Source organism: Aeromonas enteropelogenes (assembly GCF_000819845.1).
In the GTDB taxonomy this organism is placed as follows: Bacteria; Pseudomonadota; Gammaproteobacteria; order Enterobacterales; family Aeromonadaceae; genus Aeromonas; species Aeromonas enteropelogenes.
In genome coordinates this window covers 226,976-247,376 of sequence record NZ_CDCG01000018.1, presented here as the reverse complement: position 1 = coordinate 247,376, position 20,401 = coordinate 226,976, and the positions used below count along the sequence as shown (strand labels likewise).

Genomic DNA, 20,401 nt, shown 5'->3' with positions numbered 1-20,401 from the left:
CCGAGAAGGTGAAAGGAGAGGGGGTGGGTACGGCACAAACGACAAGGGCGCGGCAAAAAATCAGGCCCGCAACGGGGCCTGATTGATCAAAAAGAGAGGGCGCTTGCCGATCAGCGGGCGCGCACCACCAGCCCCTTGAGGTAGAAACCTTCCGGATAGGCGGTACCGATGGGGTGATCGGAGGCCTGGGAGAGCAGCTCCAGGATCTGGGCATCGCGACCGGCATCGAGGGCCGCATCGGCGACGATCTTTTGGAACAGGCTCTGCTCCATCAGGCCGGAGCAGGAGTAGGTGAGCAGCACGCCGCCCGGCGCCAGCAGCTGGAACGCCAACATGTTGATGTCCTTGTAGCCGCGGCAGGCACCCAGCAGCTGGGCCTTGCTCTCGGCAAACTTGGGGGGATCCAGCACGATGACGTCGAACTTCTCGCCCTTCTCGCGATATTCGCGCAGCAGCTTGAACACGTCGTGACGCACGAACTGGGTATTGCAGGTGTCCAGGCCGTTCAGCTCGGCGTTCTGACGGGCGATGTCCAGTGCGTTCTGGGAGAGATCGACGTTGACCACCTCCTTGGCGCCGCCCTTGAGGGCATAGACGCCAAAACCGCCGGTGTAGCAGAAGCAGTTGAGCACCCGCTTGCCTTCGGTGTATTTGGCGGCCGCCTGACGGTTATCACGCTGATCCAGATAGAAGCCGGTCTTGTGGCCGTTGCGGATGTCCACCAGGATCTTGACTCCGCCGTTTTCCTCGATCATCACGGGTTCGTTCGGGGTCTCGCCGTAAATCACGCCGGTGCGTTCTTTCAGACCTTCCTTCTTGCGTACCGCCACGTCGGAGCGCTCATAGATGCTGCACTCGGGGTAGAGGGTGCGCAGGGCCTGGGTGATGAGGTCCCGCTGGAACTCGGCACCGGCGGAGAGGATCTGGCACACCAGAAAATCGGCGTAACGGTCGATGGTCAGACCCGGCAGACCGTCGGACTCGGCGGCACACAGGCGATAGCCGGTGAGACCCTGGCGCTTGATCAGCGGATCGCGGGACTCCTGGGCATAGGAGAGGCGGCGGATAAAGAAGTCGAGATCGATGGTCTCGTCCTTGTCGAAGGTCCAGACTCGGGCGCGGATCTGGGAGCTGCCGGACCAGGCGCCACGGGCGAGCCACTTGCCATCGTTTGAGTAGATCTCGACGGTGTCGCCGTCGATGGGGTTGCCCTGAACCCGCTCGATCCCCTTGGAGAAGATCCAGGGGTGGCGACGTAGCAGGGATTTTTCGCGGCCTTTGACGAGATAGATGGAAGCGCTCATGGGTAGTTGCCGATGGTAGAAAGAAAAGGGGCCACATTCTATGTGGCCCGCAGGTAAAACTCAAACGACCCGGCGCATTTACGCCCTCCGGCCTGATCTGGCGAATTACGCGATTAGATCTTGATCCCCTTGAGGGCCTGGGTCAGTTCGCTGGCGGTGGCTTTCAGTCCCTGGGTACCGGCCACCGAGGCGCTGGCGGACTCCTCCACCTGCGCCGCCTCGTGGCGCACCTGATCCAGGTTGTGGGTGATCTCGGCGGCCACCGAGCTCTGCTCCTCGCTGGAGGTGGCGATCTGGGTGCTCATCTCCAGCACCGCATCGCTGTGGTTGCTCAATTTTTCGATATCCAGCCCCACTTCGCTGATCAGCTGCTGGCTGCTGGCGGCGCGACCGACGGTCTTCTCCATGATGTCGTTCAGCGCCCCGGTGCCGGCCTGCAGCTCTTCAATCATCTGCTGGATCTCCACCGTCGCCTGCTGGGTGCGGCTGGCGAGGGTGCGCACCTCGTCGGCGACCACCGCAAAACCGCGTCCCTGCTCGCCGGCGCGGGCGGCCTCGATGGCGGCATTGAGCGCCAGCAGGTTGGTCTGCTGGGAGATGGCGTTGATGACGTTGACCACTTCGTTGATGCGATTGGCGTTGTGAGTCAGCCGCTCCACCGCGCCGGAGGCGTTGCCAATCTCGTCGGCCAGGGTGCGTATAGCCTCTATGGTACGGGCCACCCGCTCGGCACCGTTGGCCGCCTCCTCGCTGGACTGGCGAGTCTGTTGCAGGGTGTCGTTGGCGTTGCGAGCCACTTCTCGGATGGCGGCGGACATCTGCTCCATTGCGGTGGCGAGAGAATCCATGTGCAAGCGCTGGGCGCGGGCCATGGCTTCCCCTTCGCCGGCGTGCTCGCGAAACTCGTCGGCAGCCAGAGTGAGCGCCTCGGCGGACTCTTCCACCAGTTTGACTATCTTGTGTTGACGGTCGGTGAAGCGGTCTATGCTGCCCGCCAGCACCGAGAATTCGTCCCGCACCGGGAAGAAGTTGAGACGAAAGGTGAGGTCCCCGTCGGCGACGGTCTGCAACGCCTTGTTGGTGGAGTAGAGGGCGCCGGAAACAAAGGTCATCATATAGTGGATGACCAGGGCCATCAGGACTGCGAGGATGGCGATGAGGATCAGAGTTGAGCCCTGATCATCCCACATGGATATGTTGCTGACATCGAGCTGGCCGGTGACGTAGCCCGCCTGGCCCGCTGCGGCGCTGAACCGGTAGTGCTCCCCCTGTTGCTGCAGGCCGGCGCTGCCTTGCGCCTCCAGACGCAGATCGGCGGGCAGGACGAGGCCGGGTTGCTGGCTCACCAGCTGGGCCACCGTTTTGACCTGCTCTTGCAACTGCTGGACTCTGAGCTGGATCTCCTGTTCATGACTGCTGGCCAGCATGTACCAGCTGAGAAAGGCAATGATCAGCAGAGGGAGCCAAAACGAGACGTAGAATTTTTCACCAATGGTCAGGTGAATGAGATAGCGGTCAACCCAACGGAATTTAACTTCTTTCATAATGGAGCTGCATCCTGCAGAAGAGAGAGTGTCGCGCACATTATCGTCTTGGCAGCCAATTCCTTAAGCAGAAGGTGTGAGAAATGGGAGAGCAATCGTTTGTCATTCGGGTGTGGGGACAGGTTCAGGGCGTGGGGTTTCGCTATTTCACTCGCGAGCGCGCCTTGCAACTGGGCCTGCGAGGGCATGCCTACAACCTGGAAGATGGCTCGGTGGAGATCCTGATCTGCGGTCCAACGCAGGGGGTACAGATGATGCTGGGCTGGCTGGAGCATGGCCCGCGTACCGCCAGGGTGACCCGGATGGAGTATGAAGAGGCGCCGCCGCCCAAGGGACAGGGTTTTCATACCAATTGAGATCGACGAAAGGAAGCGGGAGCCCCGTGGGCTCCCGCTTTTGTTTGCATTATTTGGCCTGCGCGGCGTCGGCGATGGCCTGGGTCTTGGCGAGCACCGCCTGCAGGGCCGGGCGCTTGGCCAGGCGATCCCGATAGGCCGCGAGTTTTGGCGGTATGCTCTGCTCGAAGCGGGTCGCCCACATCAGGGTATGGGCCAGCAGCAGATCTGCGATAGTGATCTGCTCCCCCAGCAGGTAGCCCTGCTCAGGCACCCAGGATTCGGCAATGGCAGCTGCCTTGTCAAACTCCCACTTGGCGGTGGGGAAGATGGCCGCCAGGCGCTGGGCCTCGGGCAGGGCGAAGCGGTGCTTGCCGATGGTCCAGAGCGGCTGCTCCAGCTCGCAGGTGATGAAACTGACCCACTGGGCGTGCAGCGCCGAGGCCTGCGTCCCTCTCTCTGGCAGCCACTCTGGCCCGTAGACCTCGGCCAGGTATTGCATGATGGCGGCAGATTCGGTCAAAACGAACTCCCCATCCTTGATCACCGGCATCTTGCCACTCGGGTTGAGGGTCAAAAACCAGTCGCTGCGGTTTTCCCCCTTGGCAAAGTCGAGAAACTGGAACTGCCACTCGATACCCAGCTCTTCCAGCAACCAGGAGACACGCAGTGCCCGGCTGACAGGGGTTCCATATAAGGTGATCATGCTTACTCCTTGCCGTGATGAATGACGGGTCGATGACCCGACGAGAACCGCCAGTCTAGGCAAATTGCACGATGGCGACAACCATCCGCGAGGGAGGAGGGCAAGTCTTCTTGTTAGCCCTTGGCACAGCGGCGCGGGCATGAAAAAAGAGAGGCCAGGGGCCTCTCTTTGAATGGGATGTGAAATTGCGCTTACTTGACACGCATGCCGGGCTGGGCGCCTTCCTGGGGCTCCAGGATCCAGAGATCCTTGCCGCCGGGGCCAGCAGCCAGCACCATGCCTTCGGACATGCCAAAGCGCATCTTGCGCGGGGCCAGGTTGGCCACCATCACGGTCAGCTTGCCTTCCAGATCTTCGGGGTTGTAGGCGGACTTGATGCCGGCGAACACCTGGCGGGTTTCGCCGCCGATGTCGAGCTGCAGTTTCAGCAGCTTGTCTGCTTCCGGCACCGCTTCGGCCTTCTTGATCAGCGCCACGCGCAGGTCAATCTTGGCAAAGTCGTCGTAGGCGATGGTCTCGCTGATAGGATCGTCTACCAGGGGACCGGTCACTTTCGGCGCCTGCTCCTTGGCCAGATCCTCCTTGGAGGCTTCGATCATGGCTTCAATTTTGGCCGGCTCGATGCGGGAGAACAGCGCCTTGAACGGAGCGACGGTGTGGTCGACCAGCGGGGAGGCGATGCCGTCCCAAGCCAGGGTCTCACCCAGGAAAGCCTCGGCGCGCTCGGCCAGCTGGGGCATGACGGGCTTCAAGTAAGCCATCAGCACGCGGAACAAGTTGATACCGACGGAGCAGACCGCTTGCAGCTCGGCATCTGCCCCTTCCTGCTTGGCGATGACCCAGGGGGCCTTGTCGTCCACATAGCGGTTGGCCTTGTCGGCCAGGGCCATGATCTCGCGGATGGCGCGGCTGAATTCGCGGCTCTCGTAGGCTTCACTGATGGCGGCGCGGGCGTTGGCGAACTCGGCATAGAGTTCGGGCTCGGCGCAGGTGGCGGCCAGTTTGCCGCCGAAGCGCTTGGCGATAAAGCCGGCGTTACGGGAGGCGAGGTTGACCAGCTTATTGACCACGTCGGCGTTGACGCGCTGCACGAAGTCTTCAAGGTTCAAGTCCAGATCGTCGATGCGGCTGTTGAGCTTGGCTGCGTAGTAGTAGCGCAGGCACTCCGGATCCAGGTGGTTCAGGTAGGTGGAAGCCTTGATGAAGGTGCCCTTGGACTTGGACATCTTGGCGCCGTTGACGGTCACATAGCCGTGTACGTTGACCTTGGTCGGCTTGCGGAAACCCGCCCCTTCCAGCATGGACGGCCAGAACAGGCAGTGGAAGTAGGCGATGTCCTTGCCGATGAAGTGGTAGAGCTCGGCGTCGGAATCCGCTTTCCAGTAGCTGTCAAAATCGATGTCGCCGCGCTTGTTGCACAGATTCTTGAACGACGCCATATAGCCGATGGGGGCATCCAGCCAAACGTAGAAGTATTTGCCAGGGGCGCCCGGGATCTCGAAGCCGAAGTAGGGGGCGTCGCGGGTGATGTCCCACTGCTGCAGGCCGCTTTCGAACCACTCTTGCATCTTGTTGGCCATCTCTTCCTGGATGGCGCCGGAGCCACGTACCCAGCCGGCCAGCCAGGCTTCGAACTGGGGCAGGTCGAAGAAGAAGTGCTCGGAATCCTTCATCACCGGGGTCGCGCCGGAGACGGCGGATTTCGGGTCAATCAGTTCAGTCGGGCTGTAGGTGGCGCCGCAACTGTCGCAGTTGTCACCGTACTGATCTGGAGACTTGCACTTGGGGCAGGTGCCCTTGACGAAGCGGTCCGGCAGGAACATGGCCTTTTCCGGATCGAACAGCTGGGAGATGGTGCGGCTGCTGATTTTGCCGGCCTCTTTGAGGCGGGTGTAGATGAGGCTCGCCAGCTCGCGGTTCTCTTCGCTGTGGGTGGAGTGGTAGTTGTCGAAGCTGATGTTGAAGCCGGCGAAATCGGCCTGGTGCTCCTGGGAAACCGCCGCAATCATCTCTTCCGGGGTGATCCCCATCTGCTGCGCCTTGAGCATGATCGGGGTGCCGTGGGCATCATCGGCACAGATGAAGTGGACCTGATGACCGCGCATTCGCTGATAACGAACCCAGATATCGGCCTGGATGTGTTCCAGCATGTGGCCAAGGTGAATGGAGCCATTGGCATAGGGAAGGGCGCAGGTTACCAGCATTGTACGAGGATCAGTTGCCATAATACGTTCTTGATGTGCTTGTTGGGATGATACAGTGCCGTGCATGTTACCCGAATTGGGGGTAGCCTGCCTAGGGTTGTGGCGCTGCCCCGCCCGGTGGACGCCGTATTGAGCGCGGCAGGCAAGCCACTGATTTGTGTGCGGTAACCGTTCACCTCAAGATAATGACGAGATAATGAGGAGTTAATGGTGATTGATTCAGTAAAACAGATCCTCGCCGAATTTAAGCCTGCCGGCTGGCACAAGGATCTGGTCGATGCCGGCTTCGTGCGCGAGATCATCCATGAAGATCAGGGGCTCACCATTCGGCTGGTGTTGCCCTTTGCCGGTCTCTCGCTGCTCGAGCAGCTCAAGGAGGACTTCGACGCCAGGCTGCGCACGGCGACTGGGGTCTCCCGCATCGACTGGCAGCTGGAGATAGACGTCGCCAGCATGCCGCGGGCCCAGGGTCTGGCGGCGGTGCAGGGCATTCGCAACATCATCGTGGTCGCCTCCGGCAAGGGGGGGGTGGGCAAGTCCACCACCGCCGTCAACCTGGCGCTTGCGCTGCAAAAGGAGGGGGCGCGGGTCGCCATTCTGGATGCGGATATCTATGGCCCCTCCATCCCAACCATGATGGGTACCCTCAAGGAGCGCCCCGTCAGCCATGATGGCAAGATGATGGAGCCGGTCATGGCGTGCGGCCTCAAGAGCAACAGCATCGGCTATCTGGTTGCCGAGCAGGACGCCACCATCTGGCGTGGCCCCATGGCAAGCAAGGCGCTGGCGCAGATCCTGGGTGAAACCCGCTGGGGCGAAGTGGATTATCTGGTAGTGGACATGCCACCTGGCACTGGCGACATCCAGCTTACCATGGCCCAGCAGGTGCCTACCTCGGGAGCGGTGATCGTCACCACGCCGCAGGATGTGGCGCTGGCCGATGCGCGCAAGGGGGTGGCCATGTTCAACAAAGTCGATGTACCCGTGCTCGGCATCATAGAGAACATGAGCTACCACGTCTGCAGCGCTTGCGGTCATCACGAACCGCTGTTTGGTACCGGCGGCGGCCAGAAGATGGCGGAGCAGTATCATGTGGCGCTGCTTGGCCAGATGCCGCTGCACATCGACATTCGCCAGCACATGGATGATGGCTGTCCGACCGTGTTCGGTGCGCCGGAAGGCACCCTGGCTCAGGCCTATCTGAAGCTGGCCCGCAGGGTAGGGGCTGAACTCTTTTTCAGCGCAAAACCGATTGCGACCCCCCTCTATACCCGGGCGCTGGGTGATTAATCGGCTGTCGATAGCTTGAAAAGGAATTGAGGGTGGGCATGGCCCACCCTTTTTCATATAATGGATCGGTTTAAATCATCCCCACAGCTCTTCTCTTTTAGGTATTTGTCATGTCTGATACTCAACATTCGTGTGTGATCATCGGTATTGCGGGCGCGTCTGCGTCCGGTAAAAGTCTTATCGCCCAGACCATTTATGAAGAGCTGGTGGCTGAGCTGGGGGCTGGGGAAATCGGTGTCATCTCCGAGGATTGCTACTACAAGGATCAATCCCACCTGACCATGGAAGAGCGGGTCAAAACCAACTATGACCATCCCAGCTCCATGGATCACAGCCTGCTGGTAGAGCACCTGGGTTCTCTGCTCAAGGGGGAGGGGGTCGAGATCCCGCAATACTCCTACTCCGAGCACACACGGATGAGTGAAGTGACCCGCTTTGCACCGCGCAAGGTGATCATTCTGGAAGGGATCCTGCTGCTGACCGACAGCCGTCTGCGCGATTTGATGGATGCCTCCATCTTCATGGATACCCCGCTGGACATCTGCCTGCTGCGCCGTCTGGTGCGCGACGTGCAGGAGCGTGGCCGCACCATGGATTCCGTACTCAAGCAGTACCAGAAAACCGTGCGCCCCATGTTCCTGCAGTTTATCGAGCCTTCCAAGCAGTATGCCGATGTTATCGTGCCCCGTGGCGGCAAGAACCGTATCGCGATCGACATGCTCAAGGCGCGTATCCGCCACATGTTGATTGGTTAAGATGAAACAAGCCGGGTGATGCCCGGCTTTTTTAAATGAATAATTTGTCAGGAGAGTCGCCCAATGCGTCTTTGTGATACCGATATCGAACGTCATCTGGATGAAGGCAAGATCATCATCGAACCCAGACCCGGTGTGGAGCGGATCAGTGGCGTCAGCGTCGATGTGCTGCTCGGCAACGAGTTTCGGGTATTTCGCGATCACACCGCCCCCTATATCGATTTGAGCGGCCCGAGCAGTGAAATGGCCGACGCCATCGATCGGGTGATGAGCGACGAGATCCACATTCCGGATGGCGAAGCCTTCTATCTGCACCCGGGCCAGCTGGCACTGGCTGTGACTTATGAATCCGTTACCCTGCCTGCGGATATCGTCGGCTGGCTGGATGGTCGCTCTTCGCTGGCGCGCCTTGGTCTCATGGTGCACGTTACCGCACACCGCATCGATCCGGGCTGGTCCGGCCGCATCGTGCTGGAGTTCTACAACGGCGGCAAGCTGCCGCTGGCGCTGCGTCCCAAGATGAAGATCGGCGCGCTGAACTTCGAGATGCTCTCGGGGACTGCGGCACGTCCCTACAACAAACGGGAAAATGCCAAGTACAAGAGCCAGCAGGGCGCCGTTGCGAGCCGTATCAACCAGGATTGAGGTGGCGGCAGATAACATGAAAAGGAGCACTCAGTGCTCCTTTTTTGTATCCGGCTGTCGACAACCATGGGAATGAGGGGTCATCTAAGGAGACACGGCCAGCAACAAAAGATGTTTTGCTGTGCGTTTTATGACCTTGATTAGGTCGTTTTGGGATTTATAAATAGTAAAAAAAGCGTTTTTGTAATTAGAAAGCACATGAAAAAACGCGTTTTAAGCAATGATTGGTTGATTTAATTAATCCTCGACAGGCCGCATGGAACCTGTACCTAAGCTGTACTGATGAAAAATGCTCTTTTTTTTTATGGCTGAAATATTTCATGGGTGGCTATGGCGTTGGCCGCCATCTGGCATAATCCGCCGCAACTCATAAACAGGCTTTTTTTTATGTTTGAAATGTTCAGTGGTTTGGGTTTGTGGTGGTCAATCGGTTTGGTATTGGCCGTTTTTTTTGTGCTGGCCTATGAATTCATCAACGGCTTTCACGATACCGCCAATGCGGTAGCAACGGTGATCTATACCAAGGCAATGCCCGCTCATCTGGCGGTTGTGGCCTCCGGGATCTTCAACTTCTTTGGTGTCATGTTTGGTGGCCTGGGGGTGGCTTACGCCATCGTTCACTTGCTGCCCATCGATCTGCTGCTCGGGATGGATTCCACCCAGGGATTGATCATGGTGTTTTCCTTGCTGTTTTCCGCCATCGTGTGGAACCTGGGTACTTGGTTCTTCGGGATCCCGGCATCCAGCTCCCACACCTTGATTGGCTCCATTCTTGGGGTTGGCGGTGCCTATGCCTGGATCAGCCATAAACCGGTGACCCAGGGGATCAACGTGGGCAAGGCCATCGACATCATGCTCTCCCTTATCATCTCTCCTACCATCGGTTTTATCGTCGCGGCCCTGTTGCTGCTGGCGATGAAGCGTATCTGGACCAGCAACAAGATCCATAAAACGCCGGAAGAGCGTCAATTGGTAGATGGCAAAAAGCACCCGCCATTCTGGGCTCGTCTCACTCTGGTTGCGTCGGCCATGGGGGTGAGCTTTGTACATGGCTCCAACGATGGTCAGAAAGGGATCGGTCTGGTGATGCTGGTGCTCATCTGCATGGCGCCGGCCTACTTCGCACTGGACATGAACAGCCGCGCCTACGATCTGGATCGCACCCAGGATGCCAATCATCGCATCATGGAGATCTATCAGCGTAACCAGGCTGCTTTGGGTGAGGTGATCAATTTCTCGGCGCCGGCAGCCAGCAAGGAAGAGCTGTTGACTCATTGCTCTGCCGACAGTGCCTTGCAGGCGATGGCGACGCTGGATACCCGACTTGACGCCGTGCGTACTTACGATCAACTGAGCCCGAGTGATCGTCGTGAAGTGCGCCGTCTGCTGCTTTGTATCGACGATACTGCTCGCAAGGTCTCCAAACTGCCGTTGCCGGCCAAGGAGCTGACCGATCTGGCCAAGTGGCGCAAGGATCTGACCGCGACCGCCGAATACGCACCGACCTGGGTCATCGTCTCCATCGCGCTGGCGCTCGGTTGTGGCACCATGGTGGGCTGGCGCCGTATCGTTCACACCGTGGGGGAGAAGATTGGTTCCTCTGGCATGACTTACAGCCAGGGCATTGCGGCCCAGATCACCGCAGCCAGCTCCATCGGGGTCGCCAGCTTGACCGGCATGCCGGTATCCACTACGCACATCCTTTCTTCTGCAGTTGCGGGTACCATGGTGGCGAACAAGTCTGGTCTGCAGAGCCAGACCATCAAGACCATCCTGATGGCCTGGGTGCTGACCCTACCGCTGACTATGTTGCTCTCCGGTGGCCTGTTCATTATCAGCAATCATTTGTTTGGTTGAACAGCAACGTAATTTTATAAAAGGGCCTGCGGGTCCTTTTTTCTTGTCCGCAGCTTGAGAGCAGTCGATGCCTTGACCCTCTCAAAAGCGCAGACAGCTTTTCATGGGCTTTGTTGTCAGATTGCTTTTACTTGGCGACAAGAGGGGACTCCTAATTTCCAGGTCTTTCACGATGGTGATAAGGCAAGGGGAAGGAAATCATAGGACAAGACTTGAATGGCCACAGGGGGGTTGTGAGGGGAGAGCAGAGGTGAGTTGGTTAGCGGCGAAAATAGATTGCCTTGTCGGCAGAGGCTGAACGTGCGGCACTGTCTGTTCTGTATGCGTGACGGCCGTATGTAGCGAAGAGTCGTAACTGAAGGGCTAGATGATGTTCCTGTCGAGCCATTTCCGTGTTTGTTATCTCATATCAATTGCCCAAGGTGATGCACTGGTCCATTCATTGAAACTTGCCACTGGTTATCATCCATCATCAGCCATGTTGTTGATTTGGAAGGGGGGCCGAGAACAGAGATGTGTCGATAAGAATCTCTATATATGCCAACAAACTAAATGTTGATGACAATATTTTAAACCCAGACCTGAAACCTCAATACTCTCTAACAAGGCCAGGCAGTAAAGAGTCGGAGGTGATTGGCAAGATGATGAGGGTAATAGTGAAGATCTGACGGATGGGAAAGGGAGCTTGGTCCGAAGGCACGGGCGCAGTAGTACTTGGATGATCAAGTCAAAGCAAGTAGCAGGTACCGTATCCAACAGGAGAAAACTGATATTTGGCTAAAGTTAACTGTGCGACAAATAAAAAGAGCCACTCCTGGGAGTGGCTTTTTGCAAATCAGGCTTGCTGATTAAGCGATTACGGACGACCAGCCGGGCAGGATGCCGCGTTGACGGCAGCGGTGCTGCCACCATGGCGACCTGAGCTGCTGACCTCACTGCGGACCAGCGGCGGGTAATCAACTGGCTCGCGGGCAGGTAGGGCAGGGGCTTCGGCCGGAGTAGCCATCGGCGCAGATGCCTTGCGGGCGCGCGCCAGCAAACCAGCACCGTGCATAACCTGCTTGTTGATGGTCTTAGCAGGTTCCGCTTCTTCCACAGCAACCTCTTTGATTGCGGTGACAACAGGTGCGACAACGTCTTCCACCACAGGAGCCACTGGCTCGGCTACGATAACCGGCTCTGCAACCTCTGCGGTTTCTACAGCCTCAACCACGCTTACGCTCTCGACCTCGGAGGAGGCGGTAACGGCTTCAGGAGCTGCATCTACAACAACTTCGGCAGTTTCTGGTTGAGTGTCAGCAACAGTGGCTTCCACCTTGTTGGCAGCTTCTTCCGCGATGGTTTCAACGACCACATGCTCGGTCAGCGCGGCAGAGGCCTGGAGGGCTGCGGCAACAGCTTCGGCGCTCGGAATGGTGATCACCGGTACTGCAGGCTCTTCCACTTTGACCTGGGCGGCATCGGATTGAGCCGCTGCAGTCATTGTCACTTCGGCCTGCGGCTCTTCATCACGCTGGCTACGAGCCTCTTCGTTGATGCGTTTGCGACGCTGGCCTTCGATGCGTTGGTTGCGCGGAGTGCGGCGGGAACGGCGCTGGCCTTCGGCCTGCTCATCCTGCTCGTGGGCAACATTTGTTTCCACGGCGGCGGTTTGAACGTCCTCAACCGGCAGGGCAGGGGTGTCAGCGGCAGCAACATCGACACGGATCTGCTTGCGCAGTTGACGACGTTCGCGGCGTTCGGCCACTTTCTGCTCTTTTTCCTGACGCGGTTCAGCGGCAACGGCTGCGGTCTCTACGGCGTCAACCAGCACTTCTGCGCGCGGTTCGCGGGGGGCACGAGGCTGGCGGGGGGCACGAGGCTCACGCTGTTCGCGTTCCTGACGCGGCTCGCGAGGTTCACGTTCCATACGCTGTTCAGTGCGTACTTCACGATCCTGACGCGGTTCACGCTCCTTGCGGGGACGACGGTTGCGGTTCTCGCTTCCTTCACGATTGTCACGGCCGGCGTTGTCACGCTTCTCGGACGCATCGGCATTGTTGCGGTTACCGCGGTTGTCATCACGACGACCACGCTGACCACGGCCACGGCCCTCTTCACGCTGGTGACGATGACCCTCTTCCTTGCGCGCCTCACGACCAGCGGCCGCTTTCTCGGCAGGCACTTTCACATCTGCAGGAGCGGGTTCGCTACCAAACAGACCAGCGATCCCTTTGAACAGCTTGCTGAAGAAGCCACTGCTCTGTGCCGGAGTCGCCACGGTCGCGGCCGCTTGCGGCTGGGCAACAGGCGCTGGCGGAGTCGGCTGGGCAAAGCCTTGCAGCAGCGGCTGCTCGCGTTCGATCACCTGAGCCTGTTTGGGCTGATAGACCGGCTTGGCAATTTCGGTTTTCAGCTCGTAGCTGGCCCCTTCCGGGATCTCGCTTTGGCGGATGCGTGTCACTTCATAGTGCGGTGTTTCCAGATGCTGATTCGGAATGATGTAGACGCGAACATCATTACGCTGCTCCAGGCTGGCGATGGAGGAACGTTTTTCGTTCAGCAGATAGGCGGCGACATCGACCGGTACCTGAGCATGCACCTGTTCGGTGTTGTCCTTCATGGCCTCTTCTTCGATGAGACGCAGGATGGACAGAGCCAGCGACTCGTTGTCGCGGATCACGCCCTGGCCCTGGCAACGGGGGCAGATGTGGCTGCTGGACTCGTTGAGGGAGGGACGCAAACGCTGACGAGACATCTCCAGCAGACCGAAACGGGAGATACGGCCCAGCTGGATGCGGGCACGGTCCTGATGCACGGCTTCACGCAGACGATTCTCCACTTCGCGCTGATGGCGAACCGGGGTCATGTCGATAAAGTCGATGACGATAAGGCCACCCAGGTCGCGCAGGCGCAGCTGGCGAGCGATCTCGTCGGCCGCTTCCAGGTTGGTCTGCAGGGCGGTCTCTTCGATATCGCCACCCTTGGTTGCACGGGAGGAGTTGATATCGATGGAAGTCAGTGCTTCAGTTGGATCGATGACGATGCTGCCGCCGGAGGGCAGGCGCACTTCACGCTGGAAGGCAGACTCGATTTGGCTCTCGATCTGGAAGTGGTTGAACAGGGCAACTTCACCCTTGTACAGCTTCACACGATTGAGGAAATCGGGGCGAACCAGCTCGATGTGAGCCTTGGCACGCTCGAAAATCACCGGGTTGTCGATCAGGATCTCGCCCACATCGCGACGCAGGTAGTCACGAATGGCGCGCACAATCACGTTGCTTTCCTGGTGGATCAGCACGGGAGCGGCACGCTGTTGTGAGGCCTTGTGAATGGAATCCCAGTGGTTGAGCAGAACGTTCAGATCCCACTCCAGCTCTTCCGGAGACTTGCCCACACCTGCGGTGCGCACGATGAGGCCCATGCCGTCCGGCACGGTCAGTCCGCTCAGGGCTTCTTTCAGCTCGGTCCGCTCGTCACCCTCGATGCGGCGGGAGATACCACCGGCGCGGGGGTTGTTCGGCATCAGTACCAGGTAGCTACCGGCCAGGCTGATGAAAGTAGTGAGGGCTGCACCCTTGGTACCGCGCTCTTCCTTGTCGATCTGGACGATAACTTCCTGACCTTCACGGACCACTTCTTTGATGTTGGGACGACCCTGATAGGAGTAACCGGAGGGGAAGTAATTGCGGGCGATTTCCTTGAGAGGCAGGAAACCGTGGCGCTCGGCGCCGTAGTCGACAAAAGCAGCTTCGAGACTGGGTTCTACGCGGGTGATCTTGCCCTTGTAAATGTTCGCTTTCTTCTGCTCGTGTCCCGGACTTTCAATATCCAAATCGTAGAGCTGTTGTCCGTCAACCAGCGCTACGCGCAACTCCTCTTCTTGAGTTGCATTGATCAGCATTCTTTTCATTGAGTTCTCATTATTGTGTCATTTTGATTTCCTCCACCTGGGTCCTGCCGGCGCCGGCCTCGGGTCTTCAGCATACTGGGGCAACCTCCCGGTTGGGGTATGCATGAGGCGCAAACTGAGGGCGCTCTGGTCATCACTTCTCGAGAAGGGACGTTACGGATGCCGCAGTGGAGACAAATTAAAGGTGATGTTTGTGTTCTCCATGCGTTGTACCTCGCACCCGGGAACCGACATGTTCTTGTATACACGGTGTTTCGGGATTGGGTGGCATACTTTTTGGCCACTTAGTACAAGGCTTGAACACAATGACAAAACCTTGTTTATTATCCCATTTAAACCTCTTTTATAGCAAGGCGCCATTTTTCAACAAACCATGCAGCCAAGGGGCTCAGGCAGTGTTAAAATCCGCGCCATGACACAGATACATCAACAAGTGCAGCTGCTCACCATCGAAGCTGAGCATGACGGGCAGCGCATCGACAATTTTCTCAAGACTCAGCTAAAGGGCGTCCCCAAGAGCCTGATCTATCGCATCCTTCGCAAAGGCGAAGTGCGGGTAAACAAAAAGCGCATCAAACCGGAGTACAAACTCTGCGCGGGCGACGAAGTGCGGGTGCCCCCCGTGCGTGTGGCCGAAAAAAATGAGCTGCCCTCGGCCAACCTTGGGGTTATCCAGCGCCTCGAGAGTCAGATCCTGTTTGAAGACGATGCCATGATCGTACTGAACAAGCCTTCCGGTATGGCGGTGCATGGCGGCAGTGGCCTCAGTTTCGGCGTGATTGAAGGGCTGCGCGCGCTGCGCCCCGAAGCCCGTTTCCTCGAGCTGGTGCATCGTCTCGATCGCGATACCTCAGGTGTGCTCCTGGTCGCCAAGAAGCGCAGTGCCCTGCGCAGTCTGCACGAACAGCTGCGGGTCAAGACCATGCGCAAACAGTATCTGGCGCTGGTACGTGGCCAGTGGCAGTCACATGTCAGGGTGGTGAATGCGCCGCTGCGCAAAAATGAGTTGCAATCTGGCGAGCGGGTGGTGCGGGTCAGTGCCGATGGCAAGCCGTCGGAAACCCGTTTTCGGATCGTGCGTCAATTCGCCGAGGCGACCCTGGTCGAGTGCAGTCCGATCACCGGTCGTACCCACCAGATCCGTGTCCATACCCTGCATGCCGGTCACCCGATCGCCTGTGATGATAAGTATGGAGAAGCCGCGTTTGACGAGAAAATGCGCAGCCAAGGGCTGAAACGACTCTTTTTGCATGCCTGGAAGCTGACCTTTACCCATCCGGCCGATGGCCGCGAGATGCAAGTCGAGGCGCCGCTTTCCCCCGAGCTCGACACCTTCCTGAACGGGTTGCCTCGCTGATGCCAATATCCGGCGCGCTCTTTTCGAGTCGTTGCTGATCAAAAAACGGGAGCCTGGGCTCCCGTTTTATTTTGTGGCATTTTATGCCGAGTCATGAGGTCAGGGGAGAGCAAGACCGTGACGCTCTAGCAGCTCGATCAGGCCGATCAGCGGCAGGCCGATCAGCGCATTGGGATCGCGTCCCTCCAGCCCTTTGAACAGCACTATTCCCATTCCTTCGCACTTGAAGCTGCCGGCGCAGTCGAGTGGCATCTCGGCCTCCACATAACGCCGGATGGCATCCTCGCCCAGAGTACGAAAATGGACGGTAAAGGGCTCTACCAATTGTTCGGCACGACCGGAAACGGCATCCAGTACGCAGAGTCCGGTGTAGAAGGTAACACTGCGTCCCTGCGCCGCCATCAGTTGGGCAACGGCGCTGTCAACTGTAGCCGGTTTACCGAGGATACGACCATCGCATACACACACCTGATCAGAACCGATGATCAAGCCATGATCAACTCGATTGGCGATGGCTGCGGCCTTGGCGTGGGCAAGGCGAGCCACCAGCGCCTCGGCGGTTTCACCGGGCTGGGGGGATTCATCCACCTCGGGGGCTGCGCATTCGAAGGGGAGGCCAAGCTTCTCCAGCAAGGCTTTGCGGTAACGAGAAGTTGAGGCGAGGATCAGATTCTGTGGCATAATTCAGGTACCGATGAGAACGAGTACCGGCATTCTAGGGACTTGTGAGGTTAAAATCATCGGCGGTAAGGACTTTTTCCTTTGACTATCAGTTGTTAGACCTATATTATTCGCGCCCTATGCAAAAGGTGAAGTTGCCCGTTAAGGTTGATCCAGTCCGTAGTGCCTCGAAGCTGCTCGATTATGTCGGGATGGTGGAAAAGTCGCAGATGCCCAGGCTGGAGGAATCAACCGCTGGCTTGCAGAGTGATATCGAGGTATCACTGCACTTTGGCAAAGATGTCCAGAAGTTGACCGTTATGAAAGGCACTGCCCATGCCAAGGTTGACCTGGTTTGCCAACGCTGCGGAGAGATTTTCGAACATCTCTGTGAAGCTGAATTTATCTACACTCCGCTGTTCGAAAGAACAAACGAGGAAGAACTGCCGGAAGCTTATGAGCCCATTGAGTTGGACGAAAACGGCGAGATAGATCTTCATCAAATCCTGGAGGATGAACTCATCCTCTCGTTGCCTCAAGTGGCCATGCATTCTCTGGATGCGTGCCCGCGAGGCAACATGGAGATGACCTGGGGTGAAATCGAACCTGCTGATGAGCGGCCGAATCCCTTTGCAGTTCTTGAAGAGCTTAAACGTAAGTGAATTTAGGAGTTAGCCTACAATGGCCGTACAACAGAACCGTAAAACCCGTGCCAAGCGTGGCATGCGTCGTTCCCACGATGCGCTGACCACCGCTGCCCTGACTGTTGATCAGACCAGTGGCGAAACCCATCGTCGTCACCACGTGACTGCCGATGGTTTCTACCGCGGTAAAAAGGTAATCGCTTAAGGATTGCCTTTGTCTACGCAAACTGTCGCGCTAGACATCATGGGGGGAGATATTGGCCCCTCGGAAACAGTGCCTGCCGCCGTGCAGGCACTGTCTCTTTTACCCCAACTAAAACTTATTCTGGTCGGTGAGCAACACCAGACCTCCTCACTGCTGCAGCAACATGGCTTGCTCAATCACCCCCGCGTTCGTTTCGTGCATGCCTCCCAGGTCGTGGGAATGGGCGACAAGCCGATCGTGGCGCTGCGTACCCTGAAAGACTCCTCCATGCGGGTAGTGCTCAACTTGGTGAAATCCGGCGAAGCCGATGCCTGCGTCAGTGCCGGCAATACCGGTGCCCTGATGGCCATGGCCAAGTGCGTGCTCAAATCCCTGCCCGGCGTCGACCGTCCAGCTCTTATCAAGGCGCTGCCCACCTTGAGTGGCAAACGTACCGTGATGCTGGATCTGGGGGCCAACGTCAGTTGCGATGCCGATACCTTGCTGCAATTCGCGGTGATGGGGTCTGTGGTGGCTGAGAAGGTCGAGGGCATTGCTGACCCCCGGGTTGCCTTGCTCAATATTGGCGAGGAGGAGATCAAGGGGAACGATCTGGTACGCCACAGCGCCGAGTTGCTTCGTCAGTGCTCCGCCCTCAACTATGTTGGCTTTGTCGAGGGAGATCGCATCTTCAGCGGCGATAGCGACGTCATTGTATGCGACGGGTTTGTCGGCAATGTTGCCCTCAAAACGGCGGAAGGGGTAGTGAGGATGATGGCCGAACTGGCCGGATATCCCCGCAAGAAGCGTACTTTTCTTGGCCGGATCGCAGGATTTCTGTTCAAACGGCGTTTTTCTTACCTGAACCCCGACCAGTATAACGGCGCAAGTCTGTTAGGATTGCGCGGCATTGTGGTAAAAAGTCATGGGCGGGCCGAACGACGCGCCCTGTGTAATGCGATCCTGCTGGCCGCACAAGAGGCCAAACATCAACTCCCACTGCAAATAGCAGATCGCCTTGAAGCTGTCTTCTCCGACAGGGACCTATAAGAACTCTATGCATAGCAAAATTTTGGGTACTGGCAGCTATCTGCCGCACTCAGTACGTACCAACGCCGACCTCGAACAGATGGTAGAGACCAGTGACGAATGGATTGTGGAGCGAACTGGGATCCGTGAACGCCGTATTGCCGGTGCCGATGAAACCGTTGCAACCCTGTCTCACCAAGCAGCCCTGCGCGCACTGGAGGCCGCGGGCCTGACGGCCGCCGATCTCGACATGATAGTGCTGGCCACCACCAGCGCCGAAAACGCCTTTCCGGCCGCCGCCTGTGAACTGCAGGGGCTGCTCGGGGTGCAAGGGATCCCGGCCTTCGACGTGGCGGCCGCCTGCGCCGGCTTTACCTACGCGCTTTCCATTGCCGATCAGTTCGTCAAATCCGGTGCCGCCCGCTACGTGCTGGTCGTCGGCGCCGATGTGCTGTCGCGCATGTGCGATCCCGGGGATCGTGGCACCATCATCCTGTTCGGGGATGGGGCAGGGGCCGTGGTGATCGGTGCGAGCGACACCCCCGGCATCCTCTCCACCCATCTGCATGCGGATGGCCGTTACGGCGAGCTGCTCAAGCTGCCGCAGCCCCGTCGCGGCATGCCGGGGGCCGAGCTCGAAGCCTACATGTACATGAAGGGCAATGATGTCTTCAAAGTCGCGGTCACCCGTCTGAGCGAGATCGTCACCGAAACCCTGGCCGCCGCCGGCACCGAGCCGAGCGAGCTGGACTGGCTGGTGCCCCATCAGGCCAACTTCCGCATCATCAGCGCCACCGCCAAGAAACTTGGCATGGGGCTGGACAAGGTGGTGCTGACCCTCGACAAACACGGCAACACCTCTGCCGCCTCCGTGCCCATCGCCTTTGATGAAGGGGTGCGTGACGGCCGGATCAAACCGGGCCAGCTGGTCTTGCTGGAAGCCTTCGGCGGCGGTTTTGCCTGGGGCTCGGCGCTGGTTCGCCTCTGATCGTCAGCGGGATGGGACGAGCGTCTCATCCTGCCGTTCTCATTTTTCTCTTATTTAAAGGAATCAATGATGACCCAATTTGCCATTGCCTTCCCGGGACAGGGCTCCCAAACCGTCGGCATGCTGGCCGAGCTGGCCGAACAACATGCCGTGATCAAGGAGACCTTCGCCGAGGCGAGCCAGGTGCTGGGTTATGACCTGTTTGCCCTGGTCATGGAAGGTCCGGCCGAAGAGCTGAACAAGACTTGGCGTACCCAGCCTGCACTGCTGACCGCTTCTGTCGCGCTGTGGCGCCTGTGGCAACAGCAGGGTGGAGCGACCCCCGCCGTGATGGCAGGCCACAGTCTGGGTGAGTATTCCGCCCTGGTCTGCAGCGGCGCGCTGGCCTTTACCGATGCGGTCAAACTGGTTGAGCTGCGTGGTCTGGCCATGCAGGAAGCCGTGCCGGAAGGCACCGGTGCCATGGCCGCCATCATCGGCCTGGACAACGACGCCATCGCCGCCAACTGCGAGAAGGCGGCTGAAGGGCAGGTGGTCTCTCCGGTCAACTTCAACTCCCCGGGCCAGGTGGTCATCGCCGGTCACAAAGAGGCCGTCGAGCGCGCCAACGTGCTGATGAAAGAGTCCGGTGCCAAGCGTGCGCTGCCGCTGCCGGTCTCTGTGCCCTCCCACTGCGCGCTGATGAAACCTGCCGCCGAAAAACTGGCAGCTGCGCTGGACGGGATCGAGATCAAGGTTCCTGCCATCGCCGTCATCAATAATGTCGACGTATCCTGTGAGCAGGATCCGGCCGCCATCAAGCAGGCATTGGTGCGTCAGTTGTTCAGCCCGGTTCGTTGGACCGAGACTGTCGAGCGGATGGCCAACGAGGGAGTCATCCTCGAGATCGAAATGGGACCGGGCAAGGTACTGACCGGGCTCGCCAAGCGCATCGACAAGCGCGTGGAAGGTATTCATGCCAACGATGCCGCCTCTTTCGAGCAGGCGCTGGCCCAGATCAAGTAAAC

The 20,401-nt window shown here is 58.5% G+C and carries 17 protein-coding genes; 11 read left to right on the top strand and 6 right to left on the bottom strand.

What is annotated here, in order from left to right; all coding sequences use genetic code 11:
- Positions 1 to 110 precede the first annotated feature (110 nt).
- Both BN1123_RS07890 and BN1123_RS07885 read right to left on the bottom strand, forming a co-directional pair.
- Entirely contained in the window at positions 111 to 1,304 is a 1,194-nt protein-coding gene (locus tag BN1123_RS07890; RefSeq protein ID WP_042026262.1) for a class I SAM-dependent methyltransferase, read from the bottom strand.
- Between the two features lie 113 nt (positions 1,305 to 1,417).
- On the bottom strand, positions 1,418 to 2,848 hold the full coding sequence (locus BN1123_RS07885) for a methyl-accepting chemotaxis protein (RefSeq protein WP_042026261.1): 1,431 nt from the start codon (positions 2,846 to 2,848) through the stop codon (positions 1,418 to 1,420).
- An 83-nt stretch (positions 2,849 to 2,931) separates the two neighbouring features.
- Here BN1123_RS07885 and yccX point away from each other — a divergent pair, with 83 nt between their 5' ends.
- The gene (yccX, locus tag BN1123_RS07880; protein WP_026457925.1) at positions 2,932 to 3,204 is read left to right on the top strand and encodes an acylphosphatase; all 273 of its coding nucleotides are present in this window, start codon (positions 2,932 to 2,934) and stop codon (positions 3,202 to 3,204) included.
- A 49-nt stretch (positions 3,205 to 3,253) separates the two neighbouring features.
- Here yccX and BN1123_RS07875 read toward each other — a convergent pair whose 3' ends face one another.
- Together BN1123_RS07875 and metG are read right to left on the bottom strand one after the other, a co-directional pair.
- Positions 3,254 to 3,889 carry a glutathione S-transferase family protein gene (locus BN1123_RS07875; protein ID WP_042026260.1) on the bottom strand — a complete coding sequence of 212 codons (636 nt, stop codon included), beginning with the start codon at positions 3,887 to 3,889 and terminating at the stop codon, positions 3,254 to 3,256.
- Between the two features lie 191 nt (positions 3,890 to 4,080).
- Positions 4,081 to 6,114 carry a methionine--tRNA ligase gene (gene metG / locus BN1123_RS07870; RefSeq protein ID WP_042026258.1) on the bottom strand — a complete coding sequence of 678 codons (2,034 nt, stop codon included), beginning with the start codon at positions 6,112 to 6,114 and terminating at the stop codon, positions 4,081 to 4,083.
- Positions 6,115 to 6,300: 186 nt separating this feature from the next.
- Here metG and apbC point away from each other — a divergent pair, with 186 nt between their 5' ends.
- From apbC to BN1123_RS07850, 4 genes are all read left to right on the top strand, one after another.
- Complete coding sequence (apbC, locus tag BN1123_RS07865) at positions 6,301 to 7,383, top strand: iron-sulfur cluster carrier protein ApbC (protein ID WP_042026256.1); 1,083 nt, start codon at positions 6,301 to 6,303, stop codon at positions 7,381 to 7,383.
- Positions 7,384 to 7,493: 110 nt separating this feature from the next.
- Complete coding sequence (gene udk, locus BN1123_RS07860) at positions 7,494 to 8,138, top strand: uridine kinase (protein WP_026457952.1); 645 nt, start codon at positions 7,494 to 7,496, stop codon at positions 8,136 to 8,138.
- A gap of 63 nt (positions 8,139 to 8,201) precedes the next feature.
- Positions 8,202 to 8,783, top strand: a complete 582-nt coding sequence (dcd, locus tag BN1123_RS07855) for a dCTP deaminase (protein WP_026457951.1) — start codon at positions 8,202 to 8,204, stop codon at positions 8,781 to 8,783.
- 387 nt (positions 8,784 to 9,170) lie between these two features.
- Positions 9,171 to 10,640, top strand: coding sequence for an inorganic phosphate transporter (locus tag BN1123_RS07850; RefSeq protein ID WP_042026255.1), 1,470 nt, complete (start codon positions 9,171 to 9,173; stop codon positions 10,638 to 10,640).
- Between the two features lie 856 nt (positions 10,641 to 11,496).
- Here BN1123_RS07850 and rne read toward each other — a convergent pair.
- Positions 11,497 to 14,532: a ribonuclease E gene (gene rne / locus BN1123_RS07845; protein ID WP_042026253.1), complete on the bottom strand. Its 3,036-nt coding sequence runs from the start codon at positions 14,530 to 14,532 to the stop codon at positions 11,497 to 11,499.
- Between the two features lie 412 nt (positions 14,533 to 14,944).
- Here rne and rluC point away from each other — a divergent pair, with 412 nt between their 5' ends.
- Complete coding sequence (rluC, locus tag BN1123_RS07840; RefSeq protein WP_201977591.1) at positions 14,945 to 15,889, top strand: 23S rRNA pseudouridine(955/2504/2580) synthase RluC; 945 nt, start codon at positions 14,945 to 14,947, stop codon at positions 15,887 to 15,889.
- 99 nt (positions 15,890 to 15,988) lie between these two features.
- On the opposite strand, the gene BN1123_RS07835 is transcribed toward rluC, so the two are convergent.
- Positions 15,989 to 16,570 (bottom strand): Maf family protein, encoded by a 582-nt coding sequence (locus BN1123_RS07835; RefSeq protein WP_042026251.1) that lies wholly within the window; start codon positions 16,568 to 16,570, stop codon positions 15,989 to 15,991.
- A gap of 119 nt (positions 16,571 to 16,689) precedes the next feature.
- Here BN1123_RS07835 and yceD point away from each other — a divergent pair, with 119 nt between their 5' ends.
- The 5 genes from yceD to fabD all read left to right on the top strand — a co-directional run bounded on the left by yceD (position 16,690) and on the right by fabD (position 20,399).
- Entirely contained in the window at positions 16,690 to 17,211 is a 522-nt protein-coding gene (gene yceD, locus BN1123_RS07830) for a 23S rRNA accumulation protein YceD (RefSeq protein WP_042026477.1), read from the top strand.
- 19 nt (positions 17,212 to 17,230) lie between these two features.
- Positions 17,231 to 17,398: a 50S ribosomal protein L32 gene (rpmF, locus tag BN1123_RS07825; protein ID WP_026458762.1), complete on the top strand. Its 168-nt coding sequence runs from the start codon at positions 17,231 to 17,233 to the stop codon at positions 17,396 to 17,398.
- A gap of 9 nt (positions 17,399 to 17,407) precedes the next feature.
- On the top strand, positions 17,408 to 18,427 hold the full coding sequence (gene plsX, locus BN1123_RS07820) for a phosphate acyltransferase PlsX (RefSeq protein ID WP_042026250.1): 1,020 nt from the start codon (positions 17,408 to 17,410) through the stop codon (positions 18,425 to 18,427).
- 7 nt (positions 18,428 to 18,434) lie between these two features.
- A complete protein-coding gene (locus BN1123_RS07815) occupies positions 18,435 to 19,394 on the top strand; it encodes a beta-ketoacyl-ACP synthase III (protein WP_042026249.1) in 960 nt (319 codons plus the stop codon).
- A 69-nt stretch (positions 19,395 to 19,463) separates the two neighbouring features.
- A complete protein-coding gene (fabD, locus tag BN1123_RS07810) occupies positions 19,464 to 20,399 on the top strand; it encodes an ACP S-malonyltransferase (RefSeq protein ID WP_017788074.1) in 936 nt (311 codons plus the stop codon).
- Positions 20,400 to 20,401: the final 2 nt, after the last annotated feature.